Here is a 16,025-nt window from a genome sequence, read left to right on the forward strand (position 1 = left end):
TTAGACATCCTATGTGAGATTCTTAACCCCTATGGCGCCCTAATAAATTTTCTAGGACTATTGTAAAGGACATGGTTTTGTTGCATCGCAACAGATTCCGAACAACACCAAGTATGTAAGGATGGATTTTCGTGAGCTTGTCTTCTTCATTAGAACAGCTAACCCAACGCTCGTACCCAGATGACTGGTCGGATTTAGATACTCAGGCGGTTGACACTGCCCGCCTGCTAGCAGCAGACGCTGTTCAAAATTGTGGTTCAGGACACCCTGGCACTGCAATGAGTCTGGCTCCGTTGGCTTATACGCTATTCCAGCGCGTTATGAACCTTGATCCGCATGATACTCAGTGGGCTGGCCGCGATCGCTTCGTGCTTTCTTGCGGACATACGTCCCTTACCCAGTACATTCAGCTATATTTGGGTGGCTTTGGGCTAGAGATGGATGACCTTAAAGCACTACGTACTTGGGGATCACTTACTCCTGGGCATCCAGAATATCGCCATACCAAAGGTGTTGAAATTACCACTGGTCCACTTGGCCAGGGCTTAGCATCTGCGGTGGGCATGGCTATGGCTGCACGTCGTGAGCGTGCGCTTTTCGACGCTAGTGCACTACCTGGGGAATCACCTTTTGATCACTATATTTATGTCATAGCATCTGACGGCGATCTACAAGAAGGTGTTACTGCTGAGGCTTCATCTTTGGCAGGTACCCAAGAACTAGGAAACCTCATTGTTTTTTGGGATGACAACCGTATTTCCATTGAGGAAGATACTCGCATTGCTTTTACCGAAGATGTTGTTGCACGCTACCGTGCATATGGTTGGCAGGTGTTGGAAGTAGAAGGCGGCGAGAATGTTCTTGGCTTTGAAGAAGCCGTCGAAAAGGCTAAGGCCGATACCACTCATCCAACCTTTATCCGCGTGCGCACGATTATTGGTTATCCTGCTCCGAGCAAAATGAATACCGGTGCAGTTCATGGTTCTGCTCTAGGTGAGCAAGAAATTGCTGATACCAAGAAAGTTTTGGGCTTTGATCCAGAACAGAATTTCTTTATTGCTGATGACGTTATTGTCCATACTCGTAAATTAGTTGAACGTGGTGCAGATAAACATGCTCAGTGGCAACAAAAATTTGATGCCTGGGCAGCAGCGCATCCTGAGCAGAAGGCGCTGTTTGATCGCTTAAGCAACCGTGAACTACCAGCTAATTTCGATGCTGAACTTCCAACGTGGGAGCCTGATGCAAAGGGTGTGGCAACCCGTAAGGCTTCCGAAGCAACTCTACAAGCACTAGGTAAGACCTTGCCGGAATTATGGGGTGGTTCTGCCGATCTAGCTGGCTCTAATAACACCGTTATTAAGGGTGCTCCTTCTTTTGGACCTCAATCTATTAGCACCGATGAATGGACTACTGAGCCAGGCGGGCGTAATTTGCACTTTGGTATCAGAGAACATGCCATGGGTGCAATTATGAATGGTATTTCACTCCATGGCGGCACCCGGGTCTATGGTGGCACTTTCCTGATTTTCTCCGACTATATGCGCCCCGCAGTGCGACTAACCTCATTAATGGGCACTGATGCATATTATGTGTGGACCCATGATTCCATTGGTCTAGGAGAAGATGGGCCTACCCACCAGCCAATTGAACAGCTTGCCTCTTTGCGTGCTATCCCAGGGGTATCTATGTTGCGTCCAGCAGATGCTAATGAAACCGCTGCGGCGTGGCGTGCTGCTTTGCTTTATAAGGAAGGACCAAAGGGCTTAGCACTGACTCGCCAGAACGTTCCAGTACTTGAGGGTACAAAAGAAAAGGCATTCGAAGGGGTTCAGCGTGGTGCTTATGTGCTCGTGGAAGCTTCTCAACCAACCCCAGATGTTATCCTCATGGGGTCCGGTTCGGAAGTGCAGCTTGCTGTTGAAGCTGCCGTACAGTTGGAAGCCGAAGGAATTGCCACCCGCGTGGTTTCGGTTCCGTGCCTGGATTGGTTTGAGGAGCAAGATGCTAAGTACCAAGAGTCAGTATTACCTGCCGCAGTGCGGGCACGGGTTTCCGTTGAAGCCGGTATTGCACTGCCATGGTACCGCCATTTAGGTACTCAGGGACGTGCGGTAAGTTTGGAACACTTCGGTGCCTCTGCACCATATGAGAAACTTTATCAAGAGTTCGGTATTACTACTGAAGCAGTTGTTTCTGCTGCAAAGGAATCTTTGAACGCTTAGTTACGTTATATCTAAAAGCGCCCACTAAAATATGGGCGCTTTTCGGTTAAATACTATTAAGAATAGGACATACCAATGAATGCAATTGCACAATTAGCCACAGCTGGAACATCCACGTGGCTTGATGATCTTTCTCGTGAACGCATCACCTCTGGCAATCTTGCCGAAATCATTGCCACCAAAAATATTGTTGGTGTCACCACAAATCCGGCTATTTTTGCCGCTGCTATGAGCAAAGGTGACTCCTATGATGCACAGATTGCAGAATTAAAAGCACAAGGTGCCAGTGTTGATGAAGCAGTATATGCCATGAGTGTTGATGATGTACGCAATGCTTGTGATATCTTCCTGCCCATTTTTGAACAATCTGGTGGCCAGGATGGTCGAGTTTCTATTGAAGTAGATCCACGTATCTCTGAGGATCGAGATGCTACCCTCTCCCAGGCACGCGAACTGTGGAAGAAAGTTGATCGTCCTAATGTAATGATTAAAATTCCAGCTACCGAGGGATCTTTGCCAGCTATCTCTGACGCCTTGGCTGAGGGAATTAGCGTAAATGTTACTTTGATTTTCTCGCTACCGCGTTACCGTGAGGTTATTGCTGCCTATATTGATGGTATTAACCGTGCTGCTAAAGCTGGCCTTGATGTAACTAAGATTTTCTCTGTAGCTTCTTTCTTTGTTTCTCGCCTTGATTCTGAGGTTGATGCTCGCCTAGAAGCAATCGGTACTCCGCAGGCTCTTGATTTACGCGGTCAGGCAGGTGTGGCCAATGCTCGTCGGGCCTATCACATTTTCACTGAGCTTTTCGACGCTGCCGATCTTGCCGAAGGTGCAAATGTTCAGCGGCCGCTGTGGGCTTCAACCGGGGTAAAAAACCCTGATTACCCACAAGATCTTTATGTTACTCATTTAGCTGGTCCAAATACCGTTAATACAATGCCTGAGCCCACCATTGATGCTGCAATTGCAGGTGATAATATCACCGGTGATACTTTGACTGGCAAAAATGATGAGTCGGAAGCTATTTTCGCCGAACTCGTTGAAGCAGGTATCGATTTTGAAGATGTATTCGCTACCCTTGAGCGAGAAGGCGTAGAAAAATTTGTAGCAGCGTGGAGCGAATTACTCGACTCTATGCAGGCACGTTTGGTTTAAGAGATAGCAGGTAGTAACTGGAAAATGAATAACACCGTAAATATGGAACCAATATTTAACGATAATCCCTTACGTGATGATGACGATAAGCGTCTTCCGCGTATCGCTGGGCCATGCGGCATGGTGATCTTCGGTGTTACCGGCGATCTTGCGCGCAAAAAATTACTGCCTGCCATTTATGATCTCGCTAATCGCGGCCTCCTGCCTGCTGGTTTTGCACTAGTAGGCTATGGTCGCCGCGATTGGAGCAAAAAAGACTTTGAAGAATATGTGTTAACTTCAGTTAAAAAAGGCGCCCGTACTGAATTTCGCGATAACGTATGGCAACGCCTGGCTGAAGGTATGCATTTTGTTAGCGGCAATTTTGACGATAATCAAGCTTTTGACAATCTAGCTGAAAAGCTGCGTGAGCTTGATAATCATGGTACCGCTGGCAACTGGGCTTTTTATCTTTCTGTGCCGCCAGCTTATTTTTCTGATGTGTGTCACCAATTACAGCGCAGCGGTATGGCTCAAGCACCTGACGGTAGTGATTCTTGGCGACGAGTTATCATCGAAAAGCCTTTTGGTCATGATAAAAAATCTGCTGAGGAACTTAACCGACTCATTAATGCAGTATTTCCAGAGAACTCTGTTTTCCGTATTGATCACTATCTAGGTAAAGAGACCGTACAAAATATTTTGGCATTGCGCTTTGCTAATCAGCTTTTTGATCCATTGTGGAATTCTCACTACGTCGATCATGTGCAAATCACCATGGCGGAAGATATTGGTTTGGGCGGACGCGCTGGTTATTATGACGGCATTGGTGCAGCACGAGATGTTATCCAAAACCACCTTATTCAGTTGCTTGCTCTTATCGCTATGGAAGAGCCAATTGATTTTACTCCAGCTGAGTTACAGACCGAGAAGATCAAGGTATTACGAGCTACTCGTGCGGTAGAGCCTTTTGCTCAGACTACTGCTCGGGGACAATATGGCTCAGGTTGGCAAGGCAGTGAGAAGGTTGTTGGTCTGCGCGAAGAAGAAGGCTTTGATCCAGATTCTAAGACCGAAACCTATGCCGCATGCACTTTAGAGATTAATTCGCGTCGTTGGGCAGGCGTGCCATTTTATTTGCGTACTGGCAAACGTTTAGGCCGTCGCGTAACTGAAATTGCGCTTGTTTTTAAAGATGCTCCACATCAGCCTTTTGGCGAGGGAACCCGGCATAGTCAAGGACAAAACGTTGTAGTGATCCGGGTACAGCCAGATGAGGGAATGCTCATGCGTTTTGGCTCAAAGGTACCCGGTTCGGCAATGGAAGTTCGGGATGTCAATATGGACTTTTCCTATGCTGAAGCTTTTACTGAAGAATCCCCTGAAGCTTATGAGCGTCTTATTCTTGATGCTTTGCTTGATGAGGCAAGCCTCTTCCCCACTAATGAAGAGGTGGAATTAAGCTGGAAGATTCTTGATCCCGTTATCAACTATTGGGCAGAACATGGCCAGCCGGAAAAATATCCAGCAGGCACCTGGGGGCCAGAATCTGCTGATCGTATGCTATCAAGTGTTCATCGCGCATGGCGTCGTCCATAGGAGTTTTTCATGATTTTTGAACTTTCTAATACCGATACTCACTCGATCGCCAAAAAGCTCGTTTCCATTCGTGATACCGCAGGTCAAATGACCACTTCCCGCGTACTCACTCTTATCGTGGTAGCAAAAACTACTGACGATGTAGATGCCATCATTAAAGCAACGACCGAAGCTTCCCGTGAGCATCCTTCGCGTGTTCTGGTCATGCTTACTGGTGAAGATCATGGTGACAATGTTATTGACGCTGAACTACGTCTTGGTGGCGACGCTGGTGCCAGCGAGATTATTCTTATGCGACTTAGTGGTGAAGTGTCACAGCACCTTGTACATGTAGTAACTCCATTATTACTACCAGATACTCCTATTGTGGCGTGGTGGCCGTATAGTGCACCAGCTAATCCAATTGCAGATCCTATTGGTCAAATCGCTCAGCGTAGGATTACTGATTCACTTTATGATCCACCAGTTGATGCGCTTAATAATCGACGCATTTACTTCACCCCTGGTGACTCTGATATGGCTTGGTCACGGCTTACCCCATGGCGTGGCGTGCTCGCCTCGGCACTAGATCAGCCACCCTATGAAGCTATTTCAGCAGTACGCATTTATGGTGGGCAAAATTCCCCATCAGTTGATCTTGCTGCTGGTTGGCTTACTGAAAGACTAGGCGTACCAGTAGAACGCTTAGATTGTCATTGTATTCATACCATGGATGAGGAAGGACGCTTCCCTATCCCAGTAGAAAAAGTAGAACTTGATCGTGCCCAAGGTACGCTCGTTATTGAAAACAATTCAGCTGGGGATACTCTTATAGTTCGATTCCCTGGTCAAAATACCCAGCGCGTAGCATTAGCCAAGCGTAATGAAGCCGATTGCCTAGCAGAAGAACTACGTCATCTTGATCCTGACCCAGCATACGCTCGAGCATTAAAAGGGCTAGGCGAAGTACAATTCAACGAACAACTAGATGTGATTCGGGTCGCAGATCTTGACGCTGTGACTGATACAGCAGCCGAGCGCTTCGTTGAGGTTGTTCATTGCATAAATCGTAACGGTGGTGTTACCGGTGATGGTATTGCTCGCATTGTTCTTACTGGCGGTGGTGCTGGCATTGGGATGCTAGAAAAACTGCGCGATAAGGATATTGATTGGCAGCGGGTACACCTCTTCTTTGGTGATGAGCGTAATGTGGCAGTTAACCATCCAGATTCTAATGAAGGGCAAGCACGTGCTGCTTTGCTGAACCACATAGATATTCCTGAAGAAAATATCCATGGCTTTAGGCTTGGTGAAGTTGACCTCACTACTGCTGCAACAGCTTATGAACAAGTGCTTAAAACTCATGCCCCACGGGGTTTTGACTTACATCTGCTAGGCATGGGTGGTGAAGGACATATTAATTCTTTGTTCCCGCACACTGAGGCGGTAAAAGAATCAGAGAAATTAGTAGTACCAGTTACTGATTCTCCTAAGCCGCCACGTGAGCGAGTAACACTGACGCTTCCAGCTGTTGCTACTGCACAGCGAGTATGGCTGCTTGTTGCTGGCGCAGAAAAAGCCGAAGCAGCCGGGCATATCGTTCGTGGTTCTGCTGCAGTAGATTGGCCAGCTGCGGGAGCTCGTGGAAGAAGTGAAACTCTTCTTATTCTCGCTGATAACGCAGCTACTGAACTATAAGAGATTTTTACCAGGCGCCGAAAAGAGCATTTTCGGCGCCTTTAATCTGTAGTGGAATAGTGGGGCGAATAAAATCTTTTTTAGCTAGCCGCATAGCCACGGTTTCCCCAATAGTCTCGGTATAGCCTAGGGCACGAGACACTCCGCGCGAAGCACCATTAGCAATAGCTGCCTCACTATAAGCATATTCAGCACCAAAATAATCAAAGGCTAAAGCGAGTATCATTTGTCGCATTAATTTTCCATAGCCTTTTCCTTGTTGAGCCAGGAATAAATAGGAGCCGGAAATGATTGTTTTCGTATTTAAAAAATCTTTGGCTTGAATTTCTTGGGAACCAATAATTTCATCTTGAATTAAAACCAAAAAGGGTATTCGCCAATCATGGGCGGTGCTTTCAGTTTTCCACTTTGATTGGTACTCAAATACAGAACGTGCTCGCGATAATCGATCCAGTTTGTACCATGGAAAAGCATAATCAACGTTTGGATCGTTATAAATTGGTTTTTCGAGTGTGCTAATGAGTTTTTCTAAATCGGATTCTCTAATTGGTCGCATGGTTAACTCGGCAGCGCTTATCTGGATACCATAAGGCGGAAAAAATTCTTCTATGTGCATGTGTATATCTCTATTTCTATGAAAAAACCGGCGTCCCACTACTGTGGACGCCGGTTGTATTATGTTGCTTTTATGCTGCGTAGGCCTGAATAAGATTCAAACCAACGATACAAGCGACCCAAATGATAGCGGTGAAAATGGTGACGCGATCCAAATTTTTCTCTACTACGGTAGAGCCAGAAAGATTCGACTGGACACCGCCACCAAATAAACTAGAAAGACCGCCGCCTTTACCACGGTGCAAGAGCACAAAGAGGGTCATGATCACAGAGGCGATAACCAAGATGATCTGAAGAGCGAGTGTCATGTACGTTCCTTTACTAACTATCACAAACTTTGAACAACTTTACACCAAAGTCATTAACTTTTGGGAACACGTGTCTAACCTGAGTTACGTAAAGCTGTAGACAACCCATTCATGGTGAGCTGAATTCCTTGCGCGACAAGGGAATTTTCGGCATCTTCCATTTCACGGTATTCCTTTAAAAAGGTTAGTTGTACAACGTTAAGAGGGAAAAGGTATGGAAACCGAGATCGTACTGAACGAGCTAGGCGTGGATTATCGGCAAGAAGCTCATCGCCAGTAATTTCAGCAAGTATTTGGGCAGTAAGATCAAATTCCTCTGCAATCGCGGCATAGATTCGTTGCCCGACTTGTTTATCTGAGACCAACTGCGAATAGAATTCGGCTAGTTGCATCTCTGCTTTACTCATCACCTGTGCCATATTAGACAACACAGAGTCAAAAAACGGCCAAGTCTTTTTTAGCTCACGTAGCTGTGCAATACGACTGGATCTATCGCCTTCAGCAATCCATGAAGAAATTGCCGAACCAACACCGTACCAGCCAGGCAACATAACACGACACTGCGACCAGCTAAGCACCCATGGAATTGCGCGTAGATCATCAATGGATTCTGTTTGTTTCCGGCTTGATGGACGTGAACCAATATTAAGCGAACCAATTTCAGCTAATGGAGTCGACTCTGTGAAATACTGAATAAACCCAGGATCTTCATGGACGAGCTGTGCATATGCTTTTTGACTACGCGCAGCAATATCCGCCATGATTTCATAGGCTTCTTCGCGAGAATCTTTAAGCTGGTCAGTTTCTAATAAAGTAGCTTCGATAGTTGCAGAAACCAGTGCTTCCAAATTGCTTAGTGCAGTGTCCTTGGAGCCATATTTCGCTGAGATGATCTCTCCTTGTTCGGTAACTCGCATAGTCGCATCTACCGCACCATTTGGTTGCGCCAAAATTGCCTCATAAGAAGGACCACCGCCACGGCCAACGGTACCGCCACGACCATGGAATAATCGTAGTGAAACATTATGTTTGCGGCCTACTTTTACCAATTCCACTTCACTGGCATATAACGCCCAATTAGCAGCAAAATAGCCACCATCTTTATTGGAGTCCGAGTAACCCAACATTACTTCTTGAACATTATTCCGACTATGCAAATACTTACGGTAGATAGGGATTTGCCATAGTTCTTCAAGAATTGCTGCCCCAGCTTGCAGGTCTTCAATTGTTTCAAATAGCGGCGAAATATCAATATGGCCAAAAAGGTTACCGTCTTTGACCTCAAGTAAACCATATTCTTTCAGCAAGACCATGGGTTCAAAAATATCGCTTACCGACGATGCCATTGAGATGACTAGATGTGGGATCATCCGGTAACCAAAACTATCGACGGCGCGCTTTGCTTCTGCAAAAAGATCGAGTTCACGCTGAGTTGGTTCACTAAAAGGCTCTGCGTTAGTTCTTAACAGTGGCCGTGGCGAAACAAGTTCGGCTAAAAGCAGCTCACGTTTATCTGTTTCATTGAGATCACGATAATTCGAACATACGCCAGCACGTTGGAAAACCTCATGGATTGTATCTTCAAAACTCTCGCTATTTTGACGCAAATCCATTGAATAGAGATGGAATCCAAAGCTGGCCACTGCACTACGTATTAAAGCTAGATGTTCATCGGCAATGACTTCATCGTGGGCTGCACGCAAAGAATCATCAATAATGCGAAGATCATCAGCAAGTTCTTCCGGACAGCTATAAGGCTTAAAAATCTCATGCCAGCTTCCTTCTGCGCTATCAGATCCGATGCGGTCAGTAAGCGTTGCTAATACTCGACCACGAATGCCATGGACAGCGCGTCGATAGGATTCGTCAATACGCGAAGGAATATCATTATGACCTTGATCGGCTAGCGCAATGAGTTCTTTGCTTATTGGCGTATACCGATCAGACATGCTGAGTTCATGTTCAAGATTATGTAATTGAGTGACGTAATACTTCAGCACAGTCTCGCCTGCACGACGAGTAGCGTAGCGTAGCGTATTCGCAGTGACATAAGGATTACCGTCATGATCGCCACCAATCCAGGATCCTGGCTTGATGACAGCATTTTCACTAGGTGATTCATTAAATTGTTCAACTAGACTGCGGTTAATCGATCGGTTAATTTCTGGAATTGCTTCCAAAAGGCTTAGCCGATAATAACGCAAACCTACTTCTACCTCGTCTTCGATACGTGGTCGTGCAATGCGAATAAGTGCAGTTTGCCAGAGAATTGTTAACCATCGAAGTACTTGTTGATCAATTTCTTTGAGCCGAGATTTACTTAACGCATTAGGAAAGGCCAGCGTGCTATGGCGACGTTTAAGCAGTTCAGAAATATGATATTGGACATCAAAAACTGTTCGACGACGAGTCTCAGTAGGGTGTGCGGTAAGTACCGGGGCGACTTCTGCCCGATCGATAACATCCTTTAACTGATGCGAGGCAACCTCTTTTTTGAGTTTTGTCCACGTGGCTTCGAGGGTGGAATCTGGGGCGGGTTCACCATTTTCAGCAGCAATAATAGCATTGCGCGCATCGTGGACATCTTCTACCACATTGGCGAGCAAAGCGAAATGGCTAAATGCGCGCACAATATGAATTCGATCCGTTACCTTAGTGTTCTCTAATAAGGTAACGAGTTCTTGCATATCAGCCTGACCACTGGCAATTTCAAAAGAAAGTACGCGAGTCTTCTTGATCAATTCAACTGATTCTTCGCTAATTTCTGTGGCAATCACAGTGCCTAGGATCTCAGCTAGGTAAAGAATATCCTCTAGAACAGTGAATTCAACTTTTTCAGTCATAGTAGTTTTACTTTTCGTTTATACGACAAAAGGTGGACGCTATTAACACAGCGCCCACCTCATATCAAAAAATGCTTTTAGAGCGAGCCGCTGGCTGCATTAACAGCAAGCTTGGCAAATGCTTCACCGTCTAGGGAAGCACCGCCAACAAGCCCACCATCAACATCAGGCTGTCCGACGATCTCAGCAACGGTATCATCTTTGACTGAGCCACCATAGAGAATACGGATCTTCTCTGCGACCTCTGCCCCAGCGATTTCAGCAATGAGCACGCGGATAGCTGCACAAACTTCTTGCGCATCAGCAGCGCTAGCCACCTTACCGGTGCCAATAGCCCAGACAGGTTCATAAGCGATAACAGTCTTATCAAGCTCCTCAGCATTTAAGCCGGCCAAGGAAGCACGAGTCTGCTCAACCACATAATCAACATGGGTACCAGCTTCACGAACCTCTAGCGGTTCGCCAACACAAACAATAGGCGAAATTCCCTTACCTAATGCTGCTTTTGCCTTAGCCGCGACGATTTCATCAGTTTCACCGTGGTATTCCCGACGCTCAGAGTGTCCAACCACTACCCAGGTACAGCCGAGCTTAGCGAGCATGGTAGCAGAGATTTCACCAGTATATGCACCAGATTCATGTACTGAAACATCCTGTGCACCGTAGGTGATTTCTAGCTTATCTCCCTCGACGAGGGTTTGTACGCTACGTAGATCGGTAAACGGAACGGTAACTGCTACATCGACCTTTTCGTAATATTCTTTAGGTAGAGCGAAAGCAAGTTTTTGGACAGTCTGGATTGCCTCAAGATGATCAAGGTTCATCTTCCAGTTACCAGCAATAAATGGTGTACGTGTCATAGTTCTTAGGAACCTTTCTGTTGCTTAAACTTCCAAAACCTTAACGCCTGGAAGTTCCTTGCCTTCCAAAAACTCTAGCGATGCGCCACCGCCAGTAGAGATATGACTAAATGCTGCCTCATCTAGGCCCAAAGAACGCACTGCCGCAGCAGAATCGCCACCACCGACAACAGAGAATGCGCCAGCCTTGGTTGCTTCAATAATGGCTTCAGCAACGCCACGGGTACCATTAGCAAAAGCCTCAAATTCAAAGACACCCATAGGACCATTCCAGAATACGGTCTTTGCGCTTGCCAATACTTCGGCATACTTCTTGACGGTCTCAGGTCCGATATCAAGAGACTGCCAGCCTTCAGGAATACCATCTAGCTTAACGATGGTGTTTTCTGCCTCTGGTGAGAATTCTTTAGCTGCGGTGAGATCAACAGGAAGAACTAGCTTATCCGCGTAGGTCTTAAGCAGTTCTGCACACTTTTCGATTTGATCTTCTTGCAACAAAGACTCTTGAACATTAATGCCCTGAGCAGCAAGGAAGGTGTAGCACATGCCACCACCAATAATAACTTTGTCAGCTTTTTCTGCTAGTGCTTCAATAACGCCAAGTTTGTCAGAAACCTTGGCTCCCCCAAGAACTACCACATAAGGACGTTCTGGAGATTCGACGATCTTTTGGAGCACGTCAATTTCTTTTTGCACTAGGGTGCCAGCATAGTGTGGCAAGCGTTGCGCAACATCATAAACAGATGCTTGTGCACGGTGGACAACACCGAAACCATCAGAGACAAAAGCACCATTTTCTGCGGCAAGGGCAACCAGCTGATCAGCAAACTCACCACGCTCTGCGGCGTCTTTAGAAGTTTCGCGAGGATCAAAGCGAACGTTTTCTAGCAAGAGAACATCGCCGTCGTTAAGACCATTAGCACGCTCATGAGCATCTTCACCAACGACATCACCAGCAAGAGCAACGTATTGGCCAAGAGCTTCTGATAGTGCCTCGGCAACAGGAGCTAATGAGAATTTCTCATTGACTTCACCTTTAGGTCGACCTAGGTGAGCCATAAGAATAACGCGTGCGCCACCATCGACAAGTGCCTTAATAGTAGGAAGTGATGCAGTAATACGACCGGCATCAGTAATTTCGCGATCGTCGTTTAGCGGAACATTGAAATCGGAACGAACTAGAATGTGGCGGGATTCAACACCTTCGTTGAGCAGATCCTGCAAAGATTTTACGGCCATACGTTTATTTTCACCTTTCGTTATATAAATAGACCAAAAGCCCACGGTGTACCACCAGGGCACACCCCGGGCTATATGGGGGTTAGACAAGATTAGAGGCGCTCGCCAACGTACTCGGTAAGAGAAACAAGCTGGTTGGAGTAACCCCACTCGTTGTCGTACCAAGAAACAACCTTAACCTGGTCACCGATAACCTTGGTTAGGCCAGCGTCGAAAATGGATGCACGTGGATCGGTAACGATGTCGGTGGAGACAATTGGATCCTCGGTGTAACCAAGAACGCCCTTGAGCTCGCCTTCAGCAGCTTCCTTGATAGCAGCGTTAACTGCCTCAACGGAAACTTCCTTGGTGGCCTTGAAGGTAAGGTCAGTTGCAGAACCGGTGATAACTGGTACACGCAAAGCATAGCCGTCAAGCTTGCCCTTAAGCTGTGGAAGAACCAAAGCAACAGCCTTAGCGGCACCAGTGGAGGTTGGAACAATGTTCTGAGCAGCTGCACGAGCACGACGCAGGTCACTGTGAGGAGCATCGTGGATGCGCTGGTCACCAGTGTAAGCGTGAACGGTAGTCATAAGGCCGGACTCGATGCCGAACTTTTCATCCAAAACCTTTGCCATTGGTGCTAAGCAGTTGGTGGTGCAAGAAGCATTGGAGATAATGGTGTGCTTAGCTGGATCGTAATCGGTGTGGTTAACGCCAACAACGAAGGTAGCATCCTCGTTCTTTGCTGGAGCAGAGATGATAACTTTCTTTGCGCCTGCCTCGATGTGAGCTTTAGCAGCTTCAGCATCGGTGAAGAAACCGGTGGACTCGATTACGATATCAACGCCCCAGTCACCCCACTTGAGGTTCTTTGGATCGCGCTCTGCGGCAACGATGATGCGGTGACCATCAACAGTGATGGACTCGTCATCATAGGAGACTTCCTTGCCTAGACGACCCAAGATGGAATCGTACTTGAGCAGGTGGGACAGAGTGTGGTTATCGGTAAGGTCGTTAACTGCAACAACCTCGATGTCGGAACCGCGCTCTAAAAGGGCACGGAAGAAGTTACGACCAATACGGCCGAAGCCATTGATTCCTACGCGAATCGTCACTTTTAGTCTCCTCAAAGTAATCGAGTAATTAATGTGAACCGAACATTTTGATTCGTTTCCGAGTTTGTCCGAAAAATTCCAAAAAAATTTTTGATTCTGTTCGGCTCAACCTCAATTGCCAAGTGTAGCGAGGAAAGCTGAAACGTGCAGAAATTTTCTTAAGTGGTAGAAGATTCACTAACACACAAAATACCCCATATTTGGGGTAGGGTACATCCGAAATGTTGTTAAAGTTGGTTTTATGTCCGAATTGAATGGCGTGGCATATGACATAGACACCCTCAATCGGAGGTGATTGACCCACACAAAACCCATTCAGTAATTGTGTGCAGCCCTTAAGAATAACCCTCATATGAAGCTAGTCACATGAGGGTTATTAGTTCCTTAGATCACGTATTTACATATCGTCGCCAAGCTCATCGCTTACATCATGACTGGTATCAGGAATACCGAGTTCTTCTGCTCGCTTATCTGCCATAGTAAGCAAACGGCGAATACGGCCAGCAACTGCATCTTTAGTCATTTGTGGATCTGCGAGCCGACCAAGCTCTTCTAAAGAAGCCTGGCGATGCTGTACACGCAATTGTCCTGCTTCAGCCAAATGATCTGGGACGTCATCGCCTAAAATAGTCATGGCACGTTCTACACGCGCTGCTGCTTTAACTGCAGCGCGCGCAGAACGTCGTAAATTAGCATCATCAAAATTGACTAACCTAGCCCCTGATTTTGGTGTTTCTCTAGTTAGTCGTTTCTGATCCCATTTCAATCGTTGAGTATGCGCTCCCATGCGCGATAGTAATGCGCCCACAGCATCGCCATCACGTAAAGTTACTTTTTCCACGCCACGGGTTTCTTTAGTCTTAGCAGCAATACCTAACCGGCGAGCGCAACCGACTAATGCTAGCGAAGCCTCTTGACAAGGGCACGATACCTCTAAGCCAGTATTACGACCTGGATCATATAACTGTCCAGCAGCTAAAAAAGCTCCACGCCAAGCAGCTTCAGCATCTTCAACAGTTCCAGTAATAATTTGTGGTGGTAATCCCACCACAGAATGACCTGAACGAGTAACTAAACCGATACGTCTAATCAATGTATCTGCATCTTCAGTCATACGAATAAGATGACGCGGGGTTTTGCGTGCAGTAGTACCCAAATCCATTACATGTACTGGAATGTCAAAAACATCTTCAACCTCTCGTTTAAAACGAGCGGCAACGTCAGCATGATCGAGTTCAACCTCCACAACCAACTTACCGGCGATAGCATCCATTGATCCGGCAAAGCGAATAATAGCGGCGATCTCTGCTGCGCGGGCGTGGCTACGAGAGACTTCCACTTGAGCAAGCTCTGCTTTAGCGTCAACGGTAAAGGAAGACACGGCAACCTTTCTTTTTAGAGGTATCGATACACTAGCCAAAAAATTCTAGTATATCCCTAACTACGGTAAAACTTGACGTATTCTGATTCCAACGCAGTAGCTAATTTTATTGGATCATGAAGTGCCGTAGGTAAGCCATTGTCGTCGATAATGCTGAGGTCATGGAAAACAATTTTGGCACCAATGGATTCGGCAGCTTTTTCTAAATATCTGCGATCGCTTTCATTAGAAATAGCAGTAGCATCAGCAACAACTAGATCAGCGGTTAGTGTATTGGCATGTTGGCGCAAAATATGAATATGGCGTTCAGCAGAAAACCCAGTAGTCTCCCCTGGTTCCGAGGTTAGATTAAGAATGACCACACGTAATGCTTGAGTTTGTTCTAAAGCTTCAACAATTCCTGGTACTAATATGTGCGGAATAACCGAGCTAAACCAGCTACCCGGGCCTAAGGTAACCATGTCAGCATTATGGATTGCACTTATTGCATCTAAACATGCAGGTGGATTTTCTGGAATAAGACGTACCCGGCGTACTGAACCAGGTGTAGAAGCTACTGCTACCTGTCCTCGTACCTGGCGCATAATGCGTGGATCATCGTCAAGACCAGCAACATCGGCCTCAATATCTAGTGGCTGCTCGGCTACGGGCAAGACTCTACCTTGGGCATTAATAAGCTGTGCCACTGTATCAAGTGCTTTGACCTCAGAGCCTAAAACATCATAAAGACCAGCTAAAAGTAAATTGCCCACCGCATGCCCGGCAAGAGCACCATGCCCACCAAAACGATGTTGCAAGGTTTCTTCCCACATCAATCCCTCATCAGTCATAGGAGCCAATGCAGATAAGGCCATACGCAGATCACCAGGTGGAATTTGGCCAAGTTCCCGACGGATACGCCCTGAGGAACCACCATCATCAGCAACAGTGACAATAGCGGTAATTGCTTCTGGGCTTAAATGACGAATGGCTCTTAGGGTTTGGAACAGGCCGTGTCCACCGCCAAGACTTGCCACCGCACGTGGCTTTATTATCTGTGTCAAC

12 protein-coding genes and 1 pseudogene are annotated in these 16,025 nt (G+C 46.6%); 5 read left to right on the forward strand and 8 right to left on the reverse strand.

Going from position 1 to position 16,025, the window contains the following annotated elements; genetic code table 11:
- Positions 1–131 precede the first annotated feature (131 nt).
- The 5 genes and pseudogenes from tkt (at position 132) to pgl (ending at position 6,638) form a co-directional block, all read left to right on the forward strand.
- Positions 132–2,225: a transketolase gene (gene tkt / locus UL82_RS05365; protein ID WP_046439473.1), complete on the forward strand. Its 2,094-nt coding sequence runs from the start codon at positions 132–134 to the stop codon at positions 2,223–2,225.
- 75 nt (positions 2,226–2,300) lie between these two features.
- Positions 2,301–3,383 (forward strand): transaldolase, encoded by a 1,083-nt coding sequence (tal, locus tag UL82_RS05370; protein WP_046439476.1) that lies wholly within the window; start codon positions 2,301–2,303, stop codon positions 3,381–3,383.
- Between the two features lie 24 nt (positions 3,384–3,407).
- On the forward strand, positions 3,408–4,961 hold the full coding sequence (gene zwf, locus UL82_RS05375) for a glucose-6-phosphate dehydrogenase (protein WP_046439478.1): 1,554 nt from the start codon (positions 3,408–3,410) through the stop codon (positions 4,959–4,961).
- 9 nt (positions 4,962–4,970) lie between these two features.
- Positions 4,971–5,915 (forward strand): annotated as a pseudogene (locus UL82_RS11030) (glucose-6-phosphate dehydrogenase assembly protein OpcA); the annotation flags it as partial.
- Positions 5,916–5,930: 15 nt separating this feature from the next.
- Positions 5,931–6,638 (forward strand): 6-phosphogluconolactonase, encoded by a 708-nt coding sequence (pgl, locus tag UL82_RS11035; protein ID WP_052735983.1) that lies wholly within the window; start codon positions 5,931–5,933, stop codon positions 6,636–6,638.
- Between the two features lie 7 nt (positions 6,639–6,645).
- On the opposite strand, the gene UL82_RS05385 is transcribed toward pgl, so the two are convergent.
- The 8 genes from UL82_RS05385 to UL82_RS05420 all read right to left on the reverse strand — a co-directional run bounded on the left by UL82_RS05385 (position 6,646) and on the right by UL82_RS05420 (position 16,024).
- Positions 6,646–7,254 carry a GNAT family N-acetyltransferase gene (locus UL82_RS05385; protein WP_052735892.1) on the reverse strand — a complete coding sequence of 203 codons (609 nt, stop codon included), beginning with the start codon at positions 7,252–7,254 and terminating at the stop codon, positions 6,646–6,648.
- Between the two features lie 70 nt (positions 7,255–7,324).
- The gene (gene secG / locus UL82_RS05390) at positions 7,325–7,561 is read right to left on the reverse strand and encodes a preprotein translocase subunit SecG (protein WP_046439481.1); all 237 of its coding nucleotides are present in this window, start codon (positions 7,559–7,561) and stop codon (positions 7,325–7,327) included.
- A 74-nt stretch (positions 7,562–7,635) separates the two neighbouring features.
- Positions 7,636–10,404, reverse strand: coding sequence for a phosphoenolpyruvate carboxylase (gene ppc / locus UL82_RS05395; RefSeq protein WP_046439483.1), 2,769 nt, complete (start codon positions 10,402–10,404; stop codon positions 7,636–7,638).
- Between the two features lie 77 nt (positions 10,405–10,481).
- A complete protein-coding gene (tpiA, locus tag UL82_RS11400) occupies positions 10,482–11,264 on the reverse strand; it encodes a triose-phosphate isomerase (protein ID WP_046439485.1) in 783 nt (260 codons plus the stop codon).
- Between the two features lie 24 nt (positions 11,265–11,288).
- Positions 11,289–12,503 carry a phosphoglycerate kinase gene (locus UL82_RS11405; protein WP_046439487.1) on the reverse strand — a complete coding sequence of 405 codons (1,215 nt, stop codon included), beginning with the start codon at positions 12,501–12,503 and terminating at the stop codon, positions 11,289–11,291.
- A gap of 92 nt (positions 12,504–12,595) precedes the next feature.
- Positions 12,596–13,600, reverse strand: a complete 1,005-nt coding sequence (gene gap, locus UL82_RS05410) for a type I glyceraldehyde-3-phosphate dehydrogenase (RefSeq protein WP_046439490.1) — start codon at positions 13,598–13,600, stop codon at positions 12,596–12,598.
- 397 nt (positions 13,601–13,997) lie between these two features.
- Positions 13,998–14,981, reverse strand: a complete 984-nt coding sequence (whiA, locus tag UL82_RS05415) for a DNA-binding protein WhiA (protein WP_046439492.1) — start codon at positions 14,979–14,981, stop codon at positions 13,998–14,000.
- Between the two features lie 56 nt (positions 14,982–15,037).
- Positions 15,038–16,024 carry a gluconeogenesis factor YvcK family protein gene (locus tag UL82_RS05420; RefSeq protein WP_046439494.1) on the reverse strand — a complete coding sequence of 329 codons (987 nt, stop codon included), beginning with the start codon at positions 16,022–16,024 and terminating at the stop codon, positions 15,038–15,040.
- Between the last annotated feature and the right edge of the window lies 1 nt (position 16,025).

Origin of the sequence: Corynebacterium kutscheri (assembly GCF_000980835.1) — a bacterium.
GTDB classification, from domain to species: Bacteria; Actinomycetota; Actinomycetes; order Mycobacteriales; family Mycobacteriaceae; genus Corynebacterium; species Corynebacterium kutscheri.

What these genes read in the sequence shown, in the direction of transcription:
- tal (WP_046439476.1), top strand. Translation starts at nt 2,301, where the DNA reads ATGAATGCAATTGCACAATTAGCCACAGCTGGAACATCCACGTGGCTT.
- zwf (WP_046439478.1), top strand. Translation starts at nt 3,408, where the DNA reads ATGAATAACACCGTAAATATGGAACCAATATTTAACGATAATCCCTTA.
- UL82_RS05385 (WP_052735892.1), bottom strand. Translation starts at nt 7,254, where the DNA reads ATGCACATAGAAGAATTTTTTCCGCCTTATGGTATCCAGATAAGCGCT.
- secG (WP_046439481.1), bottom strand. Translation starts at nt 7,561, where the DNA reads ATGACACTCGCTCTTCAGATCATCTTGGTTATCGCCTCTGTGATCATG.
- ppc (WP_046439483.1), bottom strand. Translation starts at nt 10,404, where the DNA reads ATGACTGAAAAAGTTGAATTCACTGTTCTAGAGGATATTCTTTACCTA.
- tpiA (WP_046439485.1), bottom strand. Translation starts at nt 11,264, where the DNA reads ATGACACGTACACCATTTATTGCTGGTAACTGGAAGATGAACCTTGAT.
- UL82_RS11405 (WP_046439487.1), bottom strand. Translation starts at nt 12,503, where the DNA reads ATGGCCGTAAAATCTTTGCAGGATCTGCTCAACGAAGGTGTTGAATCC.